General features: G+C 48.1%; 22 protein-coding genes and 10 tRNA genes. 28 read left to right on the top strand and 4 right to left on the bottom strand.

All coding sequences use genetic code 11. From position 1 onward, the window contains the following. The first annotated feature begins 1 nt into the window (after position 1). From FY534_RS08260 to FY534_RS08170, 19 genes are all read left to right on the top strand, one after another. Positions 2–85: transfer RNA gene (locus FY534_RS08260), tRNA-Tyr, on the top strand. A gap of 68 nt (positions 86–153) precedes the next feature. Further along, positions 154–229 (top strand) — tRNA-Trp (locus FY534_RS08255). A gap of 5 nt (positions 230–234) precedes the next feature. Then, positions 235–310 (top strand) — tRNA-His (locus FY534_RS08250). Positions 311–315: 5 nt separating this feature from the next. After that, positions 316–390: transfer RNA gene (locus FY534_RS08245), tRNA-Gln, on the top strand. 7 nt (positions 391–397) lie between these two features. After that, positions 398–474 (top strand) — tRNA-Arg (locus tag FY534_RS08240). A gap of 1 nt (position 475) precedes the next feature. Beyond that, positions 476–552: transfer RNA gene (locus FY534_RS08235), tRNA-Pro, on the top strand. Positions 553–684: 132 nt separating this feature from the next. Next, positions 685–759, top strand: a tRNA-Asn gene (locus FY534_RS08230). 7 nt (positions 760–766) lie between these two features. Next, positions 767–842, top strand: a tRNA-Thr gene (locus tag FY534_RS08225). A gap of 16 nt (positions 843–858) precedes the next feature. Further along, a tRNA-Val gene (locus FY534_RS08220) sits at positions 859–934 on the top strand. A gap of 11 nt (positions 935–945) precedes the next feature. Next, positions 946–1039 (top strand) — tRNA-Ser (locus FY534_RS08215). Between the two features lie 218 nt (positions 1040–1257). Then, the gene (locus tag FY534_RS08210; RefSeq protein WP_072875216.1) at positions 1258–2232 is read left to right on the top strand and encodes an AAA family ATPase; all 975 of its coding nucleotides are present in this window, start codon (positions 1258–1260) and stop codon (positions 2230–2232) included. Then, on the top strand, positions 2229–2849 hold the full coding sequence (locus FY534_RS08205) for a GTPase domain-containing protein (protein ID WP_072875217.1): 621 nt from the start codon (positions 2229–2231) through the stop codon (positions 2847–2849). Before FY534_RS08210 ends, FY534_RS08205 begins: the two co-directional genes overlap by 4 nt. Further along, positions 2830–3438 carry a hypothetical protein gene (locus FY534_RS08200; RefSeq protein WP_072875218.1) on the top strand — a complete coding sequence of 203 codons (609 nt, stop codon included), beginning with the start codon at positions 2830–2832 and terminating at the stop codon, positions 3436–3438. The genes FY534_RS08205 and FY534_RS08200 overlap by 20 nt, the downstream gene beginning before the upstream one ends. 122 nt (positions 3439–3560) lie before the next feature. Next, on the top strand, positions 3561–4808 hold the full coding sequence (locus FY534_RS08195; RefSeq protein ID WP_072875219.1) for a methionine gamma-lyase family protein: 1248 nt from the start codon (positions 3561–3563) through the stop codon (positions 4806–4808). A 99-nt stretch (positions 4809–4907) separates the two neighbouring features. Then, entirely contained in the window at positions 4908–5285 is a 378-nt protein-coding gene (locus FY534_RS08190) for a MerR family transcriptional regulator (protein WP_072875220.1), read from the top strand. A gap of 31 nt (positions 5286–5316) precedes the next feature. Next, entirely contained in the window at positions 5317–6654 is a 1338-nt protein-coding gene (gene glnA, locus FY534_RS08185; protein ID WP_072875221.1) for a type I glutamate--ammonia ligase, read from the top strand. 328 nt (positions 6655–6982) lie between these two features. Next, positions 6983–8014 (top strand): DUF2332 domain-containing protein, encoded by a 1032-nt coding sequence (locus FY534_RS08180; protein WP_203114278.1) that lies wholly within the window; start codon positions 6983–6985, stop codon positions 8012–8014. A gap of 252 nt (positions 8015–8266) precedes the next feature. Next, entirely contained in the window at positions 8267–8725 is a 459-nt protein-coding gene (locus FY534_RS08175; protein ID WP_203114277.1) for a GNAT family N-acetyltransferase, read from the top strand. Positions 8726–8963: 238 nt separating this feature from the next. Further along, positions 8964–10130: an IS4 family transposase gene (locus FY534_RS08170; RefSeq protein WP_203114276.1), complete on the top strand. Its 1167-nt coding sequence runs from the start codon at positions 8964–8966 to the stop codon at positions 10128–10130. Between the two features lie 261 nt (positions 10131–10391). On the opposite strand, the gene FY534_RS08165 is transcribed toward FY534_RS08170, so the two are convergent. Next, entirely contained in the window at positions 10392–10799 is a 408-nt protein-coding gene (locus tag FY534_RS08165) for a TIGR02328 family protein (RefSeq protein ID WP_203114275.1), read from the bottom strand. A gap of 305 nt (positions 10800–11104) precedes the next feature. Here FY534_RS08165 and FY534_RS08160 point away from each other — a divergent pair, with 305 nt between their 5' ends. Beyond that, positions 11105–11623 (top strand): hypothetical protein, encoded by a 519-nt coding sequence (locus tag FY534_RS08160; protein WP_203114274.1) that lies wholly within the window; start codon positions 11105–11107, stop codon positions 11621–11623. A gap of 129 nt (positions 11624–11752) precedes the next feature. On the opposite strand, the gene FY534_RS08155 is transcribed toward FY534_RS08160, so the two are convergent. From FY534_RS08155 to FY534_RS08145, 3 genes are read right to left on the bottom strand one after another with little or no spacing between them, the layout of a single operon-like run. After that, positions 11753–12868, bottom strand: coding sequence for a site-specific integrase (locus tag FY534_RS08155; RefSeq protein WP_203114273.1), 1116 nt, complete (start codon positions 12866–12868; stop codon positions 11753–11755). Between the two features lie 19 nt (positions 12869–12887). Continuing rightward, positions 12888–13355 (bottom strand): ImmA/IrrE family metallo-endopeptidase, encoded by a 468-nt coding sequence (locus FY534_RS08150; protein WP_072875193.1) that lies wholly within the window; start codon positions 13353–13355, stop codon positions 12888–12890. A 12-nt stretch (positions 13356–13367) separates the two neighbouring features. Further along, positions 13368–13736, bottom strand: a complete 369-nt coding sequence (locus FY534_RS08145; RefSeq protein WP_203114272.1) for a helix-turn-helix domain-containing protein — start codon at positions 13734–13736, stop codon at positions 13368–13370. Positions 13737–13897: 161 nt separating this feature from the next. Here FY534_RS08145 and FY534_RS08140 point away from each other — a divergent pair, with 161 nt between their 5' ends. The 8 genes from FY534_RS08140 to FY534_RS08105 all read left to right on the top strand — a co-directional run bounded on the left by FY534_RS08140 (position 13898) and on the right by FY534_RS08105 (position 22292). Then, entirely contained in the window at positions 13898–14110 is a 213-nt protein-coding gene (locus FY534_RS08140) for a helix-turn-helix transcriptional regulator (RefSeq protein ID WP_072875195.1), read from the top strand. A 91-nt stretch (positions 14111–14201) separates the two neighbouring features. Further along, positions 14202–15077, top strand: coding sequence for a PD-(D/E)XK nuclease family protein (locus FY534_RS08135; RefSeq protein WP_370541567.1), 876 nt, complete (start codon positions 14202–14204; stop codon positions 15075–15077). 74 nt (positions 15078–15151) lie between these two features. Further along, positions 15152–15916, top strand: a complete 765-nt coding sequence (locus tag FY534_RS08130) for a hypothetical protein (protein ID WP_203114270.1) — start codon at positions 15152–15154, stop codon at positions 15914–15916. Positions 15917–15919: 3 nt separating this feature from the next. Beyond that, complete coding sequence (locus tag FY534_RS08125) at positions 15920–16243, top strand: hypothetical protein (protein WP_203114269.1); 324 nt, start codon at positions 15920–15922, stop codon at positions 16241–16243. A 435-nt stretch (positions 16244–16678) separates the two neighbouring features. Further along, complete coding sequence (locus FY534_RS08120) at positions 16679–18100, top strand: DEAD/DEAH box helicase (protein ID WP_203114268.1); 1422 nt, start codon at positions 16679–16681, stop codon at positions 18098–18100. Then, positions 18097–18705 carry a hypothetical protein gene (locus tag FY534_RS08115; protein ID WP_203114267.1) on the top strand — a complete coding sequence of 203 codons (609 nt, stop codon included), beginning with the start codon at positions 18097–18099 and terminating at the stop codon, positions 18703–18705. Before FY534_RS08120 ends, FY534_RS08115 begins: the two co-directional genes overlap by 4 nt. After that, complete coding sequence (locus tag FY534_RS08110; RefSeq protein ID WP_203114266.1) at positions 18669–18851, top strand: hypothetical protein; 183 nt, start codon at positions 18669–18671, stop codon at positions 18849–18851. Before FY534_RS08115 ends, FY534_RS08110 begins: the two co-directional genes overlap by 37 nt. Before the next feature lie 21 nt (positions 18852–18872). Then, entirely contained in the window at positions 18873–22292 is a 3420-nt protein-coding gene (locus FY534_RS08105) for a DUF927 domain-containing protein (RefSeq protein WP_203114265.1), read from the top strand. Positions 22293–22648 lie beyond the last annotated feature (356 nt).

Genomic DNA, 22648 nt, shown 5'->3' with positions numbered 1-22648 from the left:
CGGAGGGGTACCAAAGTGGCCAAATGGGGCGGACTGTAAATCCGTTGCGGAAGCTTCGAAGGTTCGAATCCTTCCCCCTCCACCAGGCAAGGCAATCAGCAGGCAGAGGATGGACGAGTAAGCAGGAGGCGAACTCTCGAAACCTCGGTCAATAGGGGCGTAGTTCAGCTGGTAGAACGGCGGTCTCCAAAACCGCATGTCGTGGGTTCGAATCCTGCCGCCCCTGCCAAAGTGGTGAGCGTGGCGAAGTGGTTAACGCACCGGATTGTGGTTCCGGCATTCGTGGGTTCGATTCCCATCGCTCACCCCAAATAATGGGGGATAGCCAAGCGGTAAGGCAACGGACTTTGACTCCGTCATGCGAAGGTTCGATCCCTTCTCCCCCAGCCAGGATGTTGTGCCCGTAGCTCAGCTGGATAGAGTGCTTGACTACGAATCAAGAGGTCGGGAGTTCGAATCTCTCCGGGCACGCCATCGGAGCATAGCGCAGCTTGGTAGCGCGCCTGCCTTGGGAGCAGGAGGTCGTGGGTTCGAATCCCGCTGCTCCGACCACCTGATTCTCAGGTTGACATCAAAATTGCCTTGTGGTAGAATGGTGATTCATGGGGTATAGCTCAGCTGGGAGAGCACCTGCCTTGCAAGCAGGGGGTCGTCGGTTCGAATCCGTCTACCTCCACCACATTTTCCTCGATAGCTCAGCGGTAGAGCATCCGGCTGTTAACCGGAGGGTCGTAGGTTCGAATCCTACTCGGGGAGCCATTCATTCGCTCCCATAGCTCAGTCGGCAGAGCGCATCCATGGTAAGGATGAGGTCACCAGTTCGAATCTGGTTGGGAGCTCCAGAAACTAAACATGTATGGGCGTTTAGCTCAGCTGGGAGAGCATCTGCCTTACAAGCAGAGGGTCGGCGGTTCGAACCCGTCAACGCCCACCAAAGTTTTTTATGGAGTGATGGCCGAGTAGGTCGAAGGCGCTCGCCTGCTAAGCGAGTATACGGTTATAAGCCGTATCGACGGTTCGAATCCGTCTCACTCCGCCAGAATCGAGTTCGAGCAAACAGACTAAGAGTTAACTCTTATCCAGAGGATGACAGAGCTGACACTTAGTCTGTTTTATTTTGTCTCAAAACTTTCTCCATCCACCTTCCTCTTTCTTTGTTTTGTTTCTTCAGTTCGTCTTCTAGGCATTCACCCAAATCGCGAATGAAGCATAGGCTACCTCAGTACCAGCGCTGAAGATGATTTGAGGTGACAACGGGTGCCCTCCAAAAACAGATGGAATCAAGTACGCCCTACGCAGTACAGAGTCATTGATGAATTTGAACAAAGTAATATGGCAGTTGGCGAAGCGCTATCTAGATTATCGGGTAAATACAGAACTGATGAAGCAAACAGTACTATGCATATGACCAGGGAACGCTTGCTGCAGATTATTTCTAGAATGGATAGTCTTGTTGGTCTGGATGGAGTTAAGGAGATGGTCCGACAAATCTTTGCCCATGTTTATATTCAGGAACAACGTCGGCTGGCTCGGCTTAAAACCGATCCGTTGGTCTTGCATATGGTCTTCTCAGGCAACCCGGGGACAGGAAAAACCACAGTTGCAAGATTAATTGCTGAAATGTTTCGAGACTGCGGATTGCTTGAGAAGGGTCATTTGGTCGAGGTAGAGCGTGCCGATTTAGTTGGCGAGTATATAGGCCACACAGCGCAAAAAACGAGGGAGAGTATACAGCGGGCGCTTGGTGGAGTGCTCTTTATTGATGAAGCGTATTCTTTAGCACGTGGTGGAAACAAAGATTTTGGCCGGGAAGCGATTGATTGTTTAGTCAAGGGAATAGAAGATTATCGCAATCAATTTGTAGCGATTATTGCTGGTTATGAGAATGAGATGAAATATTTTTTGAGTACAAATCCTGGCTTACCCAGTCGTTTTCCCATTCATTTGCATTTTCCGGACTACACGCTCTCTTCTCTGATTGCGATTGCCAGGCAAACAGCACAAGAACATCAATACAAACTAGCACCGGATGCTGAATTTATTTTACGAAGAAAAATTCAACAAGCGCTTCTGGATGCTTCTCGAGAGTTTAGTAACGCCCGTTTTGTGCGCAATTTGATAGAGAAAGCGATCCGTCATCAGGCATCGCGATTGTTTCAGCGATCTCGTGTTTCCAGAGAGGAATTAATGACTTTAAGAGCCGAAGATTTCCGGGAGGAGGATGTTTTTTGAATCGCCCATGTTCAGAAGTGGTTGTGGTAGGAAAAGCTCGTTCCGGAAAGACTTCACTCTGCAGGGCATTGGCTAAAACGGCAGAGAGTCGTAGAGTATCTCATCCATATCCAATAAGGGCAACTTCCGAGCAGCAGAGATGGTTGCAGGAACACGCATCTGAGCAAATGGAGCCGATGGAGTTAACGCTTAAAAAGGGCTTTCTGCAAAAACGCTGGATTCTGCGAGATACGCAATCACTGGTGGATGATCCGGAACTAGAAGGTGTGCGTCGTGAGTCGTTGGCCCATACTTTGCGTTTGCTGCTTCAAGCTGAAATTATCATTCATGTTATAGATGCAACAAGGGCTTTGCGGCCACAACGGTCAATCTATCATTCAGAGAAAGAAGCAAGTGGTCTTCATTTACAACTAGAAGGTGTCGATTTAGAACTGTATGAATACGCAAAATCACGACGCGCTTATCTCATAGTGATGACGAAGACCGAACTACTGAAAGTTAAATGGAAGAAGCGCGATATTCGTAAATCATTAGGAAAAATTCCAGTAGTGTTTCTACAGGGGACAGAAGACAAAGCGATTGATGAGGTAAAACAGCATGTCTGGAGACTGGCTTGATTTTTTGCGCCCAACTCTTTCATTGCTGCTTGTTATCTGGAGTTTGCAGATGATGGATGATGTATTCAAAGCCGAGCAAGTGCTGGGACGTGGAGAACGTACATTGGCCGCGAAAATCGGACGGCATGTGCTCCCATTTACAGGTCTTTGTTTGTTAATTGCCGGCGCTTGGCAAGCGCATGTGGCGCTAGCAATGTTTTTTGGAGTTTCAGCATTGCGTTTTTTTCCGTTGAGCCTTCCGATTTCCAGGCGTCAATTGTTGAGTAAATTTTCTTTGATCGTCGTTATGTGGTTGTGTTCCTTACTATTTGTTGGGACATGGTTGGCCGTTTGGGGCATAGTCATGGCGATATTTTTAGAGTGTATGCTCTCTCTTTTACAATATCACCAGGACCATTGGCTCATAGAAGACACGCTTTCTCGCCGTTTAGGTATTCCCTTACTGATGCTTGGCGGTGTTTTGGCACTCGGTTCTTCGTTTTGGATATCAAGCCGATATACCATTTCTTTTCTAGTAGCTCTTTCTTTCTGGACGGCTATTGCTGAGTGGACAACAGATCGTCTCGAGGATTGGCACATCAGCTTTTAAATGCTGTTAAGCGCTTTGTGTTACAATGTCGGTCAGTGCTATACCGCTGATTGGTCGCTCGACTACAGTCATTCTTCATTTTTCGATGACTCAGTTATCTTCTATAAAGGAGAACTATTTGTATGTCTTCCATCGATTTTCAATGGCTACAAGCAAGGCAGTTAGAAGTAGAACCAATTTTTCGTCGTCTAGAGCAAAATGCTCTTCATATACAGAAACGGGTAATGGACGCCTTTGCAGAAGAACGTGTATCGACAAGTGACCTGTTAGGTTCAAATGGATACGGAATAGACGATGCTGGTCGTGAAAAATTGGAACGTATCTTCGCGCGTGTCTTTGCTGCAGAGGCAGCATTGGTTCGACCACAGTTTGTTTCTGGGACGCACGCGCTTTCTACCTCTCTTTTTGCGCTTTGTCGTCCGGGCGATCACGTTTTGTTTGCCACTGGACAGCCTTACGACACCCTGCAAGCTGTGGTAGGTTTACGCGAATCTCCAGGTAGTTTGCGCGAGTGGGGGATAGAGAGTAGTGTTGTCGAGCTTGATGGTACAGGTATGCCGCAGACAGAACAAATCATTCAAGCTTTGCGACCCAACACTCGTCTGGTCATGTTTCAAAAATCCCGTGGCTACAGTTCTCGGCCTGCGCTCTCTTTGGACAAGCTCGCAGGCGTTTTCTCTTTTGTGAAAACATTACGACCTGACGTGTGGTTAGGTGTAGATAATTGTTATGGAGAATTTGTTGAAGTTGAGGAAGTTACAGCCGTTGGTGCAGATTTTGCTGCCGGATCGCTTATTAAAAATCCTGGTGGTGGACTTGTATCATCAGGCGGATATATTGTGGGCAAGAAATCGATTGTAGATGCCGCGGCGGTTTCACTCTATGCTCCCGGAATTGGTGCGGAGTTAGGAGCAACAGAAGGTTATTTGCGCTCTATGTATCAAGGTTTATTTCTTGCGCCTCATATTGTCTGTCAAGCTTTAAAAATATCTGTACTTGCAAGTCATGCTTTGCATGAACTTGGTTATCGAGTTTCTCCTTTAGCGCATGAGACGCGTGCGGATATTGTCTTAGAAATTGAATTTCATTCGCGCCAAGAAGTAGCGGCATTTGCGACTGCCATCCAATCAAGCGCGCCAGTAGATTCTTTTGCTGTTCCAGAATTCGGTGATATGGCTGGTTATGACACGCCTGTTTTGATGGCAGCCGGGACTTTTATTCAAGGGTCATCCATTGAACTTTCTGCCGATGCTCCTTTGCGTCCTCCGTATCGTGCCTATCTTCAAGGTGGACTGACTTACGAACAAGGTTTTTGGGCAGTTTTACGTCTCACGCAGGTGCTTGCTCACTTACGTCACTCTCAGATCTAAAAATCTTGTAGATGAAGTCAGAAAACTTTACATTTTCATTTACCTGTAGCTTGTCTTTGAGTAAGATAAGATTAATCCAGAGTGAGGGAGGGGCGTACCGTGGATCTGGAAGAGCGTCGGCACTTGCCTCTCTTCTCCATTGGTACCGTACAAAAGCTGACAGGTTTGAGCGCGCGGCAGATTCGGTATTATGAAGAGCAGGGTCTAATCTCTCCTAAAAGGTCAGAAGGAAAACAACGGCAATTTTCTTTTGTCGATGTCGAACGTCTCATGACCATTAGACAGTGGATGGAAAATGGGGAAAGTTTACACACCATTCGCAAGCGGATGAAGGAAAACGTCCTTTCAAAAACTGTCCGTGATTTATCGGATGAAGAAGTTTACCAGCAAATCCAGCGAGAGTTGCTCGAAGGCCGCAGCGCCAGTGCTCAGTCACTCTTTTTAGGTGATTTATCGCGTTTTTATCGGAAACGTTAAGAATGAAAAAATGACTCAAGGGTGTGATGACTTGCGCAAGGAACGGACAAAAGAAGAAATTTTGGCGCTAGCTGAAGAAATGAATGTACGTTATGTTCGCTTACAGTTTACAGATTTGCTCGGAATTATTAAAAACGTAGAAATTCCAGTCGATCAATTGGCTAAGGCGCTGGACAATAAGATTATGTTTGATGGTTCATCGATTGAAGGCTTTGTGCGAATTGAAGAATCAGATATGTATTTAGTGCCTGATCGTTCCACGTGGTTGGTCTTTCCTTGGGACTCCAGTCAAGGAAAAGTCGCGCGCTTAATTTGTGATATTTATCTGCCAGGCGGTCAAGCGTTTGAAGGCGATCCTCGAATTGTGCTTAAACGGGTGATGGAGCGTGCTCATCAAGCTGGATTTTCTGCATTTAATGTTGGACCGGAACCGGAATTTTTCCTCTTTAAGCTTGACGCTGAAGGTCGGCCAACTCAAGAAGTCAATGACGAAGGTGGATACTTTGATTGGGCTCCGCTCGATCTGGGTGAAAACTGTCGTAGAGAAATTGTCCTGACACTGGAAGCTATGGGTTTTGAAATTGAAGCGTCTCATCATGAAGTGGCTCCTGGACAGCATGAAATTGATTTTAAATATGCGGATGCGCTTGAAGCGGCAGATAATATTGCTACATTTCGTCTAGTGGTAAAGACGATTGCTCGACAGTACGGACTTCATGCCACGTTCATGCCAAAGCCGGTGTACGGAATCAATGGTTCTGGCATGCATTGTCACCAATCGTTATTTCGCAATCAGCAAAACGCGTTTTATGATGAAACAGATGAACTTGGCTTAAGTGAAATAGCCAAACATTATTTGGCTGGATTGATGCAACACGCGCAAGCGTTCACAGCAATTTGTAATCCGACGGTAAATTCCTATAAGCGACTGGTGCCAGGCTACGAAGCGCCTAGCTACGTGGCATGGTCGGCCAAAAACCGCTCTCCTTTAGTTCGTGTTCCGGCAGCGCGTGGTTCTAGTACGCGTATTGAACTGCGCAGTCCCGATCCTTCCTGTAATCCGTATTTGGCATTGGCGGTTATGTTAGCTTCAGGGTTAGATGGTATTGAGAAAAAATTGCCATTAGCTCTACCCGTCAATAGAAATATCTATATTATGACAGAAGAAGAAAAAATCGCTGCTGGCATTCAAAGCTTACCTGGTTCGCTTGGTGAAGCCATAGAAGTCTTGGCCAAGGATTCTGTTTTAAGAGAAGCTTTAGGCGATCACGTTTTCCATCATTTCATTGAAGCCAAGCGTATTGAATGGAGTATGTATCGTATGCAGGTTACTGAGTGGGAACGGGAACAATATCTGTTGAACTATTAATGCAGATTCTAGATTAAAAACTGGACGTGGAAAAAGAGACTTGCTCCACGCCACTCCTGCTACTGATTTTTCCAACGCATGTTTGTGAGATGACAAGTCGGTAAAGTCTGGAGTGGATATGAGAGAATAAATTTTGTCCGTTTCCAGGAGTGCGTTTAACCAGCCTCCTGGAATTTTCTTTTATTGAAAAATTTTCAATTCTATTAAAATTAAAAATAGGGAAAATGTCAGACCTTATCAAACATCATAACTCGTGATTATGGATATTTCGTATCAATATCAGTTCATTTCATATCCTATCCTATTTTCAATTGGAGGAGTTTATTGTATGGATACTGCTCTTTTGTCGGAGAGATTTAAGAGGTTTGCTGAACTGGAGTGTTCTGATTCCAGCAGGTTGTATGAATTTTTAGCTATAGAGATTTCAAAGGATAATGAATTACTTGAATTGAGTTCTCATTGTAAGCAAGGGCAACCAGTTCCTAATTTGTTATTGGCTTCTGTCCATTATCTTCTTTTATCAGGAATTGATCACGAATTAAAAGAGTTTTATCCAAGTATCACAGTGAATCCTCTTCCCGTGGAGAAGGTGTTCCCTTCGTTTAAGGATTTCTGTATGCAACACCAAAATGAAATTATCGATCTTCTTCAGAGTCGTTTGGTTCAAACCAATGAAATTAGACGCTGCACTTATTTATACCCAAGCTTCTCTTACATCTATAACAAGGTGCATAAACCCCTATCCCTTATCGAAATAGGTACAAGTGCAGGACTACAACTATTATGGGACAAATACAGCTATTCATATGGAACTGATGACACGTACGGAGAACAAAACTCGGGTGTGCACTTAACTGCGGGATTGAGAAATGGGAATATTCCGCAATTCCCTCCAATCAGCCCTCCGGTTTATACAAAAATTGGAATCGATCTGCATGTGATTGATTTATCCAATCATCATGATTACTTATGGCTCAAATCATTGATTTGGCCAGAACATAAAGAACGGTTGGAGTTATTTGAAAAGGCAGCTCAACTATTGAATAAAAATCCTGTAAATTTGATTGAAGGAGACGGGGTTTCATTACTACCTAAGATTGTTGAACAAATATCTCAAGATTCAACTGTATGTATTTTTCACACACACGTAGCTAATCAAATGCCAAATGAACTAAAGACACAATTAATAGATCATGTCAAATCAATAGGTGCTATGAGAGATGTATTCCATCTTTACAACAATATTTCTGATTTAGGGAAATTACATCTGGACTATTATATAAAAGGTGAAGAATTTAATGAAATCATTGCGTTAACAGATGGACATGGACGTTGGTTTGATTGGGTCGTAAACATCTAGTTTCGCATATCATATAAGGTAGTTGTCTTTTCAAGTTGCAATTGGTGAAGCTTTGTAAAAGACATTCGACTTTTTTGAGAAAAATTTTCTAAATTAAAGTAAAAGTTAAATAAAGATAACTGTAAATTGCAATACACTTCGATCTATCTTATATAAAAAGAGTGTGACTATGTATATTGTATAAAGTCCAGTGCTCAATCAAAAATTCTAGGGGATTGGTTGTTTTTCAATCCCCGTTAAGGGGAGCTATAATTGGCGAATTTAGTAACGAAACGTCTTCGTATGGTGTCATGGAATCAAGAATTAGTGTTAACAGCTATGGAAGATAAGTCAAGGTTGTCCCAAATACTAGGACTTGAAGTATCTCACGATTTTCCAAGCGATTCTGTTCGAAAATTCGTATTGCCAATGACATTGGAAGAACTCGAGCGAGATCCGAGTATTGGACAATGGAGTGGCATGATTGTCCATGTTTCGGATGCTATTTTGATTGGAACGATGGGTTTCAAATCCTCACCAGATGAATTCGGGAATGTGGAAATGGGATATGATATCATCCCCAAGTACCAAGGACAAGGATATGCTACAGAGATGGCTTGGGCATTGATTGAATGGGCTTTTCGTCAACCCAGCGTTGATTGTATTACTGCAAAGTGTCTAGTCACTAACATACCGTCTGTACGTGTTCTGGAAAAAGTTGCAATATGCTAGGATAAGACGTCACATTCATACGAATAAATATGCGGTATATGGTGTATATATCGTATTTCTTTATTTTTTAAGGAATAATTAGATTGGGAAATCACATATGAATACGAATCACGAGCGTTGCATTAATGTTTTCATAATGTTCATATGGTTCGGTGATTTGTGTCCCGCGACAAATAAAAAGTCCCTTATCATGGAGGACAGGTAGCACTGTCCAAATCCACGAGAAGGAACTCTACGCATGGATAACGCTACTTGGAAATCCTGTTTTGGTCAATGGTTTTCTTTGGTCGATCCCGATTCTCTCCAAGCTTCCATCACGAAACACGGTGCCGATCGCTATGTGAAAAAGCTCAGTACAGCCGCTGTTCTTCGCCTGTTTCTCTATGCACAACTAGTCAACGCCTCTGGACTTCGCGAACTTGAAATTGCCGTTCGTAATGACAGTGCATTGCAGCGAGAACTCGATATCGAGTCCATCAGCCTCTCTCAGCTTTCGAGAACTTGTGCCAGGATTCCGACAGACGTATTCCGCAGGGTGTTCCTTGATTTAGTAGATAAAGCCATGGCGGTCATTCATGCAGATAAGCCCTACGCACCGCTACTTGGACTCATCAAGGTCATTGACTCGACGACGATTCCACTTTGTCTGGCGAAGTACCAGTGGGCGACATTTCGTAAGACCAAAGGTGGCGTCAAGGTACATACCCGGTTGTGCTTCCATGACCCCAACCATGTTGCACCAGACAAGGTGCAAATCACATCCGCCAAGGTCGCAGATGGAAAGCTACTCTCCACATTTGTGGACAGTCCCGATGCCATGTACGTCTTTGACCGCGGATATCTCGACTACAAGACGTGGGATGACTTCTGTCAGCGGAACATCCGCTTTGCCACAAGGCTCAAAGACAATGCCGCGTACGAGGTGCTCGACTGGAATTGGTCTAAGCTCGACGACCAGCCAGGCATCCTCCACGACAACCTGATTCGCCTGGGCAGTGGCAGCAAACAGATGGCGCATGAACTACGGCGAATCGTAACACGGGATACCAAGGACAACCGGATTGTGATTCTGACAAACGACTTATTCACACCAGCGAGCGAACTGACGGAGTTGTACCGGAATCGGTGGCAGATAGAGCTTTTCTTCCGGTGGATGAAGCAGCATCTCAAGACGACAGCCCTCTTTGGCACCAGCAAAACGGCGGTTGAGAACCAGATTTACATTGCGCTCATCGCTTACCTGCTGCTGTTTCTCACCAGGCGCCGTCTGAACACGACAGCGACGTTACTCACATGCCAGAGACTTTTAAAGACGTTGCTGTGGAAAACTTGGGCTGAGTTGACGAACGCTATCCACAGGCCGCCAACGAGGACGTCAAAAGGCAGGCAAAAGCGAAAAGAGTAAGGCGAAAGAGTCGTTGTCGCACGGTCGCTGAGGTAAACGGATCGCAAAACCATAGTCCAAAAACTGGATGATGCTACCTATCTCCCACGAGCTGTCTTGTTTCAGCACTTGTCTAGGAAAGTGCAAAAATCAAAATATTCAAATCACGTTAATGCAACGCTCGTGAATACGAATCTTATAGGATCATATATGTTGAATAAAATTTATTCGGCATCACGAGATGCGATAAATAACCCATCGTTCCTTTCTGTAAATTTTTCATTATGAATCTCGGTCTATAGAGTGATGAGATTCTGGAAAATCTATAAAAATACCTTTTTGCGACAAATTGTCAAGGCATTCTCTTAAATAGGTATCGGTATGCTCTGGATATATCGGATCGGAAGTTGTGAAATGTTCTGAACTTAATTCGACTGTCTCTGGAAGATGTTTACCGCGGTAATGTAGTCTTTTCCACTCAGGTCCTACATAGTAACCTCTTTTTTCCATCTCTTCGATAACCAGTTGATGATACTGAAACAAGTATTCCATGGGATGTTGAAAAACATAGTTAACAGTTGAATGCGGTTTCATCCATCCTTTACCACGCAACGCACAGCATTCTCGATGCTGGCCCAGCAATTGTTGACGGGGTAAGCGAGTAATTAATGTTTGGTGCCATAAGCGCAAAATGCTCACCTCATCATTAAATAGTTTTCTAAAAATAAAATGATTTTATGGTAATACAAAATTACCAAATAAATTTGGAGGATTACAGTCAATACTTTATCATGCGAAAAAAGTAATGAAAAACCTCTTTATATGAAAAATAAGAATATTCATTTTTCGACAGACTCTGACATATATATTACCGTAAAATTTCGTCTTAAAGAGATAAGAATCTACCTACCGTTCGGCAGACTATTTGATGGGCCATCCGACTGGTTGGTGGAATTCTTTCGTTAAGTGCCCATGGACTGAGAGGAGGAAAAAGTGTGTTTAAAGTATGGAAAAATCGAAAAAAATGGTTAGCGATTTCCACATTAGCTACGTCAGGTGCTCTGGTATTGGGAGGTTCCTCAATACCGGTGGTAAAAGCATCTCCATATCCGTTGCATAAAATGGAAATTGAAATGAACGGGAAATATGTAGTCGATCCGTTGGGAATTCAAGCTAAGGATCCTAACAGTGGTGACTACACGACTTATATGCCAATTTGGTATGTTATGTATGCCATTCAAAAATGGGATGTAACTAGTCAATGGAATGGATCGGACTGGAATATGGAGTTGCCAACAAGTTTTCAAAAATACTATAAGCTTAATCATTCTGTAAACAATTCAGGGAATCAGCCTGTTCATGTCTATGTAGATGATACACTTGTTGAAAATACTCCAGGGATTGTTAGTGTCGATCCATATAGCGGTAAAGATACCACTTATGTTCCAATTTGGTACGTTGGTAAAGTTCTTGAGAGTTTTGGGATTCAATGTACATGGAATGGTGTAGTATGAACCGATTGCCGCGAAACCGAATTAAGCCAAAAATCCCTTTTGTGGCGCAGGTTTTCAGCCGTTAGCTCATTGTCGATTTCACCATTTCAGTAACGAATGAGTAACGAATCTCTTCTTTATCAAAAGAGACTACTTGGTAGAGAAGATTCGATCCAACGCTTCCACCGCCTCTCGTTGCATGTTTTCCGTCACATGGGCATATGTGTCTGCTGTAATCGTGATGGAGGCGTGGCCCAGGCGTTCGGAAATAATTTTCAGTGGAACTTTTTCCATCAGCAAAAGCGTTGCATGGGTGTGACGAAGGCCGTGGAAAGTTACAGGTGGCAGATCTAATTTTTTGACGGCGTTTCTAAAATCAACAGAAAATCGTTTCGGTTGGATGGGGGTGCCTTTTTTCGTGACCAGCACCCAGTCTTCTTCACGAAGGGGCCTTTGGAGTTGGGCTTCCAGATGAGATTTCCATGCGTTCAACGCTTCTAATACCTGTTCGCTGACAGCAATCGTTCGCAAGCTTTTGGTAGTTTTAGGCTCACTGATATAAACTTTCCCCTTGACTTCCGAAAGGCTTCGCTCCACTCGGATCGTTTGACTTTCCAAGTCCACATCTCGCCACTGAAGCCCGGCAACTTCCCCCCGTCTCATTCCGGTATGGGCAGCTAGAAACACCGCCATATAGATAACCGGTGAATGGACTTGGAGATAGTTCAAACATTGTTGAAGCTGTTCGGGGGTAAGTACGGCTTTTTCTTTTTTTCGATTCGCTGGAGAGTCCACGCGGGTCATCGGATTTTCTTTCAAATAACCCCATTTCACCGCCTTTCCTAGCGCCGTGCGAAAATTGCGATGAATTTTGTATAGCGTGCTCGGTTCGTAAACTTCAGTCAATCTTTCATATAGCGCCTCGATTTGATGGGGCCGGAGTTTTCGAAGCTTGATTTTACCTAAATGCTGAGAGATGATGCGTACACTTTGTTCATACGTCGCCATGGTAGATGGGCGATTTTTTAATCGTACAGACTTTTCCAGCCAATGTTCCAAGTACTCTGCGAGTGTGAAGTCTTTCGTCCATAAAGCGATTTCGTCGGTTTCAAGAAGTGCTTTTTGCAAAGCCTCCTGGGCTTCTTTTTTGGTGGAGAAGCCCATCTTCCATTTTTGTGGGTATCTTCCCGTCCTTGGATCGAGGGGAAGATTGATGACATATGCCCATTTCTCGTTTCGTTTGACCACACGACCTGTCAATGCCATTCGTTTTCACCTTTCTTTTTTATACCGCCTGACGCAGTTTCTCATAGACCGTACAGGCTTCAGGACATTCTAAAACCCGTAGCGCCAAATACTTTGGAAGTCCAGCTTCCTGATGAAGACTTTGAAACGTCCAGGATGCAAAGCTGTGACGCGCCAAGAGAAACGTTGCAAAGAGATCGGATTCAAACTCCAACTTGTCGGTCCAGGCATAGGTTTGACGTAAAAAATAGTAGTTGGCGCATGGATGCAGGACGTGATGTCCCAGTTCATGTGCCAGCACGTACCGTTCTTTCTGTTTTGGAAGGGCAGCTTGAACCACAATGTAGGGATAACCCAACAACGTTGCCGTCAAACCTTGAACCCCTTCGGGCAAAGGTTCGCGTTTCAATACGATGCCCATTTTTTCGGTCAATGCTTTCGGTTCGGTTTCCTGATAGGTTTGAATGACATTTTCTACAGCTTGGCCAATTCTCTGTGCAATCCCCATACCCTCAATCCCTTAGCCCCTTTCTCCATCCCTTTTCATGGCATCCCAGTAGAGACCGATCAAGATGCCTCGAATTCTCTCTCTTTCGACTTCGGTCAAAGGTTTGCCGTGGAACATCAAGCGCTCCTCGCGCAGTACATCGTCCAGTTCCAAAGGCGCTCCAAGGTTCTTTTGTTCTACGGGATCCGGTGCCAGCAAATCCGTCACTTGGATACCATAGAGTTCTGCCAACTTCTGGAGCGTTGGCAGGTCTGGATTTCGCTGTTCTTTTTCATACGCCGAAAGCGATGATTGTCCCATCCCTAAAATGGCCGCAACATCCGTTTGCTTGAATCCCTTGGCTTTTCGTGCTTTTCGCAAACGTTCGCCCAATCCCGCCACACAGGTCCACCTCCTTCCTTGTTCTCTATCTTAAATCAAAACAAATATATTACGCAACAAAATAAATTTTTCTTTTATATCACAAAATAACACTTGATATATCTATTTTACAGATATATAATCGCGTTTACCTGAGATAAACTTCCAAGGGGGAATCACGAATGAACGGTCTGGAACCTACGCATGCTTTCGACTCGACGGCAACGTTTTTGGATTGCAAGGGGGTGGCTCAGACCTTGGGTATCAGCAAAAGTCAGGCGTACACCCTCATGCGCCGTAAAGATTTTCCGCTGATCAAACTTTCTACCCGTTGCTATCGTGTCGAACGGGGGGCACTGATGCAGTGGTTGCAAAACTTTCAAAAAAGTGATTGACACCTCTTTTTTGTCGAGTTATCGTCGACGTCGACAACCAGAAGAAATACATTCCATAATTTCAAATTTATTCTATGTGAGGTGAAGAAAGCTGGAAATCTTAACGCAAAGCCGTTTGTCTATGTGGGAGACGTGCCCGACCAAAGCTAACTTCCATTATGTACAGCGTCTACGTCCACGAGGGATTCGTTGGCCACTCGTGATCGGCAGAGCCGTGCATGCCGGGATGGAGGCGGCGAATCTGGGGGCGGAAGAAGAGACAGCAGTGGACGCAGCTCTTTCCGACTTTGCTTTCCTTGAGCCGTATCTCTCTGCGGAAGAAACCGACAAGTATGCTTTGGAGCAAGCAAGGATCGAAGTTTATGTGCGGGCAGCACTGCGAATCTTTCCTCGTTATCCCTTACTGGCGGCTGAACAGGAGTTTACGGTGCCGATTGTCAATCCGCAAAACGGCAGTAAAAGCCGCACATATGTTCTGGGAGGCAAAGCGGACGGTATCGTCCTTTTAGACGGGAAGCGTTATCTGTTGGAGTACAAGACCAGCGGTGTCACTTACGATCACTTCATCGAACAGTACGGGGGCAATCGTCAGATCACACTGTACAGTGAAGCCCTGCAAGTCGAGGGCGCGGCGGTGCGCTATATCGGAAAGACACGCAAGCAGCCCCAAAAGGGAGAGACGCTTGAGGGGTACAAGGCACGGCTGTTGGAAGAATTTCTCGCCACAAATGACAAAGTGGTGGAGACGTTCCTTTTTCCAACACCTGAGCAACGGGCTGAGTTTCAGGCACAACTGTGGCATGCCACACAAGTCATGGGATTTGAACGCAGGCGAGGGGTGCTTCGGAAAAATTATCACGCCTGCGCGGATTGTGAATTCCATGCCGCTTGTTTTCAGGAAGATAACTGGCAAAGCTTATACACGCGAAGTGAAACGTCTCATGATGAACTGCAAAATGCTCGTTAGTCACACACTCTTTCCAAGATAGAACGTAAGCAACGCAACCAACTCATAACGCATGACAAGGGAGACGATGGATCATGGCAAACGATGTACAACTTTGGGACTCGAAAGTACTGGAACGACTGGGATTGACGGAAGAGGCAGCGAAGGAACTCCTGGAACACGGTATTACGCTGGAAGAGTATGCGGAAAGTATCGGTCAGTCGGTCAAGGAAGAAATTCAAGACGCGAAGGTGATTCTGCCGCGCTACAAAATCAACGGCAAACACTGGCAGGACAACGCCGGAGACTTGAAATCAGAGCTCACCGGGATCGTCATTGAAGCGAAAACGAATCGCGCACTTTTTGATCGGGAAGATGAGGAAAATCCGCGACTGCTTTGCCGCAGTCTGGACGGAAAGCAGGGCACGGTGTTTTCCGAGGAGGGCGGCATCGTGGAACAACGCATCTGCTCAACGTGCCCCTTCAACCAGTTTGTGGCCGATGAGTCCGGGAAACGCCGCCGTGCTTGCAAGGAAACAAGGCGCCTGTACTTTCTGGAGGATGGCGCAAGCGTGCCCACGCTCATCTACTTGCCGCCTACCTCGCATAAAGTTTGGGATCATTTTGCGACGAGTGTGCTGGGCAAGGGTCAGCCGCTTTCCGGACGTCGAATCCGCCTGACACTGGAACTCAAAACCGAAGGATCGCGCTCCTGGGGTGTGCTCAAAACGCCAGAAACTCTGGAAGTTTACACGGGACTCGCCTTGATCCAAGGATTGAAACGAAGCAAAGAGATAGCCGAGACCTTGAACGCGATGATTCAGCAAGAAAAACCAGAAACGGTCGCTGTAGGTGAATGAAGAGTGGAAAACAAACGTTGCAGTCGTTGCGGGGGCGTCTTCCCCGCAACAGAAAAGTACTTTCGACTCCATCTGGGCAAGGTGTCCAACACCTGTCGGGAGTGTTGCAAAGAACTGGATCGGGCTCGCCGGGAAAGGGAACGTGCTGCCAAAAAGGCGCGGAGGGAGAAAACGTCCATCACTCGTCCGGAACTGGCCATGCTGGTGCTCAGAACGCTTTTGGCCTTGCAGGAAGACCGGGAGATCGAGGAAGCCAAGAAGCGACGCGCCCAGTGGGAATCCATGAAGCCCAAGCCCTGCTATCGACAGGAACACATCTACTTTTGAACACAAAAAACTCATCCCGCGCTGTGGGGGCGCGGGATGAATGAAAGGTGTATGGGCATTGACAAACCTCACTATAACGAAAAGCCACGAAAAAAACAACATTCCATTTTTTCATCACATTGCTTCCAGGCAGTTTTTCTACCTTTTCTCTTGCGCTTTTTGCAAGGAGTACTACGGTTTTGAACTCTCCGAAGACCCGTTGCCCTTATCCAGACAGGTGTGTCCGCATTGCCACCACCCCCTTCGAGAGCGGGTGAGCCTGCATCACACGCTGTTTTGGGATGGCACACAGTGGCGGGATCACGAAAAACATCGATATCAAGTCCTGGTTTGTAGGCGGTGTGAAAGTTTAATCGCCAGTACCGCTAAGTCGCCCGTTTGTCTGTTTTGCAAGCAATCGGAGGCAGAGCCTGTCACTGTGGGGGTGGACACATCATGGAGTTGATGGAACATCAACAACGCTTGCTAGAAGGGGTCAAAACGCGTTTGTCGTGTTGCTCAGGTGTTCTCTTAGCCGTCGATCCGGGGCTTGGGAAAACGGCTGTGACGCTTTCGTATCTCCGTGAAAAAGGCGCACAAAGAGTCGTTGTGTTCGCACCGAAAAGCGTGCTGGGTGTATGGCCACTGGGGGCAAAGCAGTGGGACTTGGCGCTCCCTGTGCATGTGTTGGACGGGAGCCTGGCCAAACGGGAGAGGCTGATTCGCGATACGCAGTGTGGAGTGCTCGTCACGAACTACGAATCGATTGCGAAACTCGAAGCGGCGTTGACCGCCTTTCGGCCCGACCTCATCGTCGCGGATGAGTGCCACCGATTGAAAGGTTGGCAAACGGTGAATGGAAAAGCTGCCGCGCGGATGGCCAAACGCATAGGCGCGAAGCGTTTAGGTTTATCAGGGACGCCGCTCCCCAACGGTCCCATTGATGCGCCGGGCCTTTTCCGTTTCCTCGATCCTGGTGTATTTGGGGAATCCATTGTGCGGTTTCGAGAACGTTTTTGCGTGGTGAATCCCTACATACCCCAGCAGATTACGGGCTACAAGAACATGGCGGAGTTCGAGGAGCGTTTCCATAGCCGAAGCATCGTGATGCAAAAACGCCAGGACCCAGATGGGACTTGGTCGGTTTATGAGCGCACCACGTCAGGATGGCAGTTTGCCGGAAAACTACCGAGTCTACCGGAAAAGATGGCAAGGGTCGTCCCCGTGGAGTTGCCGCGAAGTGTACGTCGCGTCTACGAGCAGTTGGAGACGGAGATGGTCGCAGAACTGGAAACGGGAGAGAGCATCACAGTGCCGAATGTTTTGACACAACTTCTTCGGCTCACGCAGATTTCGGGTGGATATTTGGAAGGAAAACGTCTGCATGATGCCAAACTGGCGTCGCTTTCCGACCGACTCTCTGATTTACTCGCCGACCCAAAGCGGAAAGTGTTGATTTTTGCGCGGTTTCGCGATGAAATCGATGGGATTGCCGATGCCGTGGATCGTCTCGGATTTTCCTTTGCGGTTCTTGATGGACGCACATCGTCCTCGGATCGCACACGCATGGTCGCGGATTTTCAGGGAGACACCGACCTTCGCGTCATCATCGGTCAGATACAAGCCGTGGCCGAGGGCGTGACACTGCATCGGGCCGACACGGTGATTTATTACAGCCTCGATTACAGCGAAGCGCGGCATGCGCAAAGTCAGGATCGGATTCATCGCCTGGGACAAACATCGAGTGCCTGCCACTATGAATATCTGGTTGCAGCAGGCACGGTCGATGAGGACATTATGCAATCCCTTCGCCGCAAGCGTGACTTGGCTCAAGCCATTCTGGAGCGTCGAAACAGCCAGGCGGTGGCGGCGCGATGATGCCAGACCCCTACGAAACTTTTCATCCCGAAGATGCCGCGCCGTGGCGCGTCATCTTTCGCCTTGGCCCCAAATTTTTTGCGGATTCAACCTGGCTCCAGACAGAGCAAGTTTGCGTGGAACACTGGCTGCACGCGCTTCGGTGCGCAGAGATTCGTGTGTGGAAAGACACCTTGATACAAACAGGCATGGAAGTAGGGAGCGGGAAAGAACATTTGGCCCGGCCATGGGAAGAGGGTAAAGCGTTTGTAGAGAGGTGGCTCTTTCCGCTTTGGGAACGCTGGCAAAAGATGCTCTCCTTTGTCCCGTTCCCCGATGGATCGTGGGCGAGAGAGCGGGTAGAGAACGGGGTGCTACGTATCCTGTCTCCCGATGCGGTAGAAGTCCTCAAAACGGATGTGGCGGCGCGAAGCGAACAGGAAGAATTACTCTGGCGCTTTTTACGGGCGCGATGCCAAAGTGACCCGGAAAAGACTCGGCAACTGGAAGAGCTCTACCAAGCTCATGTGAAACTCGAGAAAGGTTCAGAAGGTTGGCAACTCAATCCCCGAGGGCAGGAGGATGCGGCGTGGATCGTTCAAACACTGCAAAGGCAGTTTCGGTAGGCATTGGCGCGGCGGTTCACAATCTAGCGGAAATTCTGGAAAAACAGCACGCGCTGGAAGTTGCTTGGAATCACTTTCAGTGGGCACAGACGAAAGAGCAGATTGATGCAGCCATACGGCGCATTGGTGAACTCGAGCAAAGATAGACAAAGCAAGGGGTGCGTGGCATGAGACCGTTGACCATCGATCGAGAGGAACTGAAACGCTTTGCCGACTTATGGTGGGTGGACTTTGAGGGATATGTGGAGATTCGACCCATTGCCCATCACAGAGACTATGAGAGGGCGGCGTTTGCCGCAAGACTCTTTGTGCCTGCATCTGAATCGGCGGCAGATCGCGTGATCGAACACTTGAGCCAGCATGCCCACTTGCATCCTCATGTCGGTTGGTATGCGGGGGTGTGCCCCCGCGTCAAGGCTTCCGGTACAGCGACGGATGTGACACATATCCCCGGCGCTTGGCTGGATTTGGACGATCACGGTTCACCGGAACGGTTATCTGACGGACTGGAGCGACTGAAACTTTTCACATCGATGGGATGTACACCGACACTGATCGTTCAAAGCGGCGGAGGTGGAGGAAAACACATCTATTTTCGTTATCCCGAACCGCTAGATCGAGATGAAGGGGTGGCGCTCAATCGGCGTCTCGCGAGACTTTTGTGCGCCGACACGGCAGCCACCGACGCAGCGAGAGTGCTGCGCATTCCTGGCACCTGGCATACGAAAGGTGATCCGGTGCTCTGTGAAATCGTGGAAAGTAGTCACTGCGTCATTCATCCTGCAGATTTCATAGAAGCCATCGAGACACTGGAGGCACGGTTTGGGCTGGACACAGAGCCAGAGCCGATACGGGCTTGGAACACCACGACGGAAGGGTGGTTGCCGCTTTCTCGCGAGGAAGCGGAGCGTATGACGGAAGTATGCGCCCGGTTTCGACGCATGGCGGACGTATCGCAACCGGATCGCGTCACAGAGCCGGAATGGGGAAGGCTCGCAGCGAATCTGCGTGCAGTGTTTCCGGACGATCCGTCACTTTGGCTCTCCTGGTGTCAGGTAGATGGACAAAAAGAAGGCAGTACATATGATGAGAAAAAGGCGCTGGAATACTACACGGATCGACACTTTCGCGCTCCTGTCCATTGCCAGGACATCGAGGCGGTGGCGCCCCGTCCCGAATGCCGAGCTTGCCCATTTTTTGCGGAAAATCGGACTCCTGCCTTTTTGTTGCGCCGTCATGTGGGACAAGGTCGGTTGCTCGGTGCGCCTTCTGCGGTTGACCAGATTCGTCAGGGCGAGAATATCGATGAAACGGTGGTTCGTCGCGCTCTCCAGTATGAACGGGAAGCGCTGAACACGCTCCTTGCCGAGTGGATCGAAGCGGGAGAGACCGAGAAGGCCGCGCAAGTGGGGCAGTGGATCGAACGGTACGAAGAAGGAGAGAGCGTTCCCCAACATGAGCAGACGGCAGAAGAGTCGTCAGATTCTCCGGGCGAAGAAACCGTGGAAGAAGACACCATTGTCCGTGTGCTTCAGGACGTGGAACAGCAGTTGTCCAGCGGTCATGTGGGTACGGGTGTACTAGATCGGGCTATTGCGCATTTGGCGCAATTGACGCAAAAAAGTGAAATCGCAGCGGCATATTGGATGAAGCGGCTGACAAAATCCGACCCAACACTGAGCCTGAAAGATTTACAGAGATTCGTTCGAGCCTACGGGGCCAAGATGGAGCAGGCGGCAACGGTACTGGCGGCAGGCGGGGAGGGGATTTCGGTAGCGGGGGTTGCGGCGCAGACTGTGAGTCGGAGAGGTCGTGAGTCTCGCGTTCATCTGGTTGGGGAGTTTTGCCCGGGTGCGCCCGATCCATGGCTCGTGTGTCCAGACGGTTACATCGTTTCAAGTGATGGCGTGTACAAGGTGACGGAGGACGAGGAGAGACTGATCATATCTACGCCGATCTATGTTTCCGCGCGGCTCGAGCCAATGGAGTCCACCTCGGAAGCGGCGTTCGAGCTAACCGCTTATGACGGGTTTTCGTGGTTCACATTAACTCTCCCCAGAGGAGATTTGAGCGATACTCGAAAAATCCTGAAACTGAGTGCCTATCACCTGGGGGTCACCAGCACCAATGCCTCCAAAGTGATTGATTTTCTGAATGATTTCGAGCGGGCGAACCGTCATCGATTGGAACGGAAAGGCATCGCTTCGCGCATGGGGTGGTTTCGGGACGGTTTTTTGCTCGGGGAAAATTTTTTTGATACAGGTTCTGCTGGTCGAAAAGTCTCCTTTGCCCCAGAAGGCGGTGGAGATGAGCAGCTTTGTCAAGCGTTAACCGCTGCAGGCGATGTGCGCGAGTGGCAAAGGCTACTCGCCCCCGCTATGGGCTATTCAGTCATCCGCGTCCTGTTTGACGCGGCGTTTGTGCCGCCACTTTTGGATATTCTGGAGTGTCCCAACTTTGTGATTGACCTGAGTGGACGAACCAGTCGTGGAAAAACAACAGCGCTGAAAGTTGCGGCCAGTGTAGCGGGGGTGCCAAGGCGGGATGGCGGAGGACTTCTTCGCACGTGGAACCAGACCCAGGTGAGCCTGGAGCGCCTTTGTACCGCATCTTGTCACATTCCGGTGTTTCTGGATGATACGAAAGATGCACTGAACGAAAATGCACTAGGCAAACTAGTGTATTTACTGGCGGGTGGTCAGGGTAAGGGTCGCGGGCAAGTAAGAGGAGCGGCGGTAACCGCACACTGGCGCACGGTCGTCTTCTCTACCGGGGAATCATCGATCCTCACCTACAGCAAGGACGGCGGCACCCGAGGCCGTGTGTTGAACCTGCACTCGTTGCCGTTTGGTGAAGCCAGTCCCCGAACAGCCCGGTTGGTGCAGCAGTTGCAGGAGGGGTTGCAACGTCACTACGGACATGCCTATCCGCTTTTTTTGCGCTATATCTGCGCTCATCGGTCGGATTGGGAAACATGGAGAATGCGAGCAAGAGAGCTTCAGGCAAGCTACGAATCTCTCGTAGAAGACCCCGTTGCCAAACGTCTCGCACAGTATGTAGCGGCCATTCAGACCGCAGGAGAAGTGGCGCACGCGGCATTTGTTGAGGCGGGATGCCCCTTGCCGTGGGAGATGCTACCTGTGGATTTTGACTTGTTCGCACAGGCAACAGAGGCGGCCGAAGACCCGATTCGGGAAGTGGACGCATTAGAAGCGGCGCTTGAATTGGCCACGTCCAATCCCCATCGGTTTTATGGCCGCATGGAAGGACGCGAGAACGGAGAACCACCGACAGGGGGATGGCTCGGCCAATGGAAAGCAGGGGATTTTTGGGATTACATTGCTTTTTTGCCGAATGCGCTGGAAAAATTCATGGAAGAGCGCGGGTTTCAGTTTGAGGAAATTGTAGAGGCTTGGTGGGAGCGTGGATGGCTGGAGGGACAGGTAAGCCGCCGTGGCGGCAAAGAAATCTATCGTCAAAGAAAGCAAGTGAAGATCGCAGGCAACCCCGTGTTTTGTATATGTTTGAAAAAATCTGCCGTCGAAAACGTGACAGACGCAAAATGGGAGGCGAATCCGGCGGGGTAGAATGTAAAGTGCAGGCAGGCGATGGAAGCCGAGCCTGCTTTTTTGCGAGGTTTGCGAGGCGTCCCAAAGTAGACTCGGCATCTACGGCCTCTATTTGTCCGATATTCGCATTTTCGAGTACGGTCAGGTTTAATGAGACTAGACTGCCGTCGAAAATGCGACAGAGACGAAAATTGAGCCGAATCCGGCGGGGTGTGCAGAAAAAGCAGGCAGGTGAAGGAAGCCGAGCCTGTTTTTTGCGAGGTTTGCGAGGCGTCCCAAAGTAGACTCGGCATCTACGGCCTCTATTTGTCCGATATTCGCATTTTCGAGTACGGACAGGTAATGCTGACTAGACTGCCTTCGAAAACGCGACA

It is taken from the genome of Alicyclobacillus sp. TC (assembly GCF_016804365.1).
Taxonomy (GTDB): domain Bacteria; phylum Bacillota; class Bacilli; order Alicyclobacillales; family Alicyclobacillaceae; genus Alicyclobacillus_I; species Alicyclobacillus_I tolerans.
The sequence above is the reverse complement of the archived record's forward strand: the minus strand, read 5'-3'. Positions and strand labels throughout refer to the sequence as shown.

Coding starts and splice junctions, on each gene's coding strand:
- FY534_RS08155 (WP_203114273.1), bottom strand. CDS start 12,868: ATGGCATTGACAGGTCGTGTGGTCAAACGAAACGAGAAATGGGCATAT.
- FY534_RS08195 (WP_072875219.1), top strand. CDS start 3,561: ATGTCTTCCATCGATTTTCAATGGCTACAAGCAAGGCAGTTAGAAGTA.
- FY534_RS08115 (WP_203114267.1), top strand. CDS start 18,097: ATGATGCCAGACCCCTACGAAACTTTTCATCCCGAAGATGCCGCGCCG.
- FY534_RS08180 (WP_203114278.1), top strand. CDS start 6,983: ATGGATACTGCTCTTTTGTCGGAGAGATTTAAGAGGTTTGCTGAACTG.
- FY534_RS08105 (WP_203114265.1), top strand. CDS start 18,873: ATGAGACCGTTGACCATCGATCGAGAGGAACTGAAACGCTTTGCCGAC.
- FY534_RS08150 (WP_072875193.1), bottom strand. CDS start 13,355: ATGGGGATTGCACAGAGAATTGGCCAAGCTGTAGAAAATGTCATTCAA.
- FY534_RS08120 (WP_203114268.1), top strand. CDS start 16,679: ATGGAGTTGATGGAACATCAACAACGCTTGCTAGAAGGGGTCAAAACG.
- FY534_RS08170 (WP_203114276.1), top strand. CDS start 8,964: ATGGATAACGCTACTTGGAAATCCTGTTTTGGTCAATGGTTTTCTTTG.
- FY534_RS08140 (WP_072875195.1), top strand. CDS start 13,898: ATGAACGGTCTGGAACCTACGCATGCTTTCGACTCGACGGCAACGTTT.
- FY534_RS08130 (WP_203114270.1), top strand. CDS start 15,152: ATGGCAAACGATGTACAACTTTGGGACTCGAAAGTACTGGAACGACTG.
- FY534_RS08200 (WP_072875218.1), top strand. CDS start 2,830: ATGTCTGGAGACTGGCTTGATTTTTTGCGCCCAACTCTTTCATTGCTG.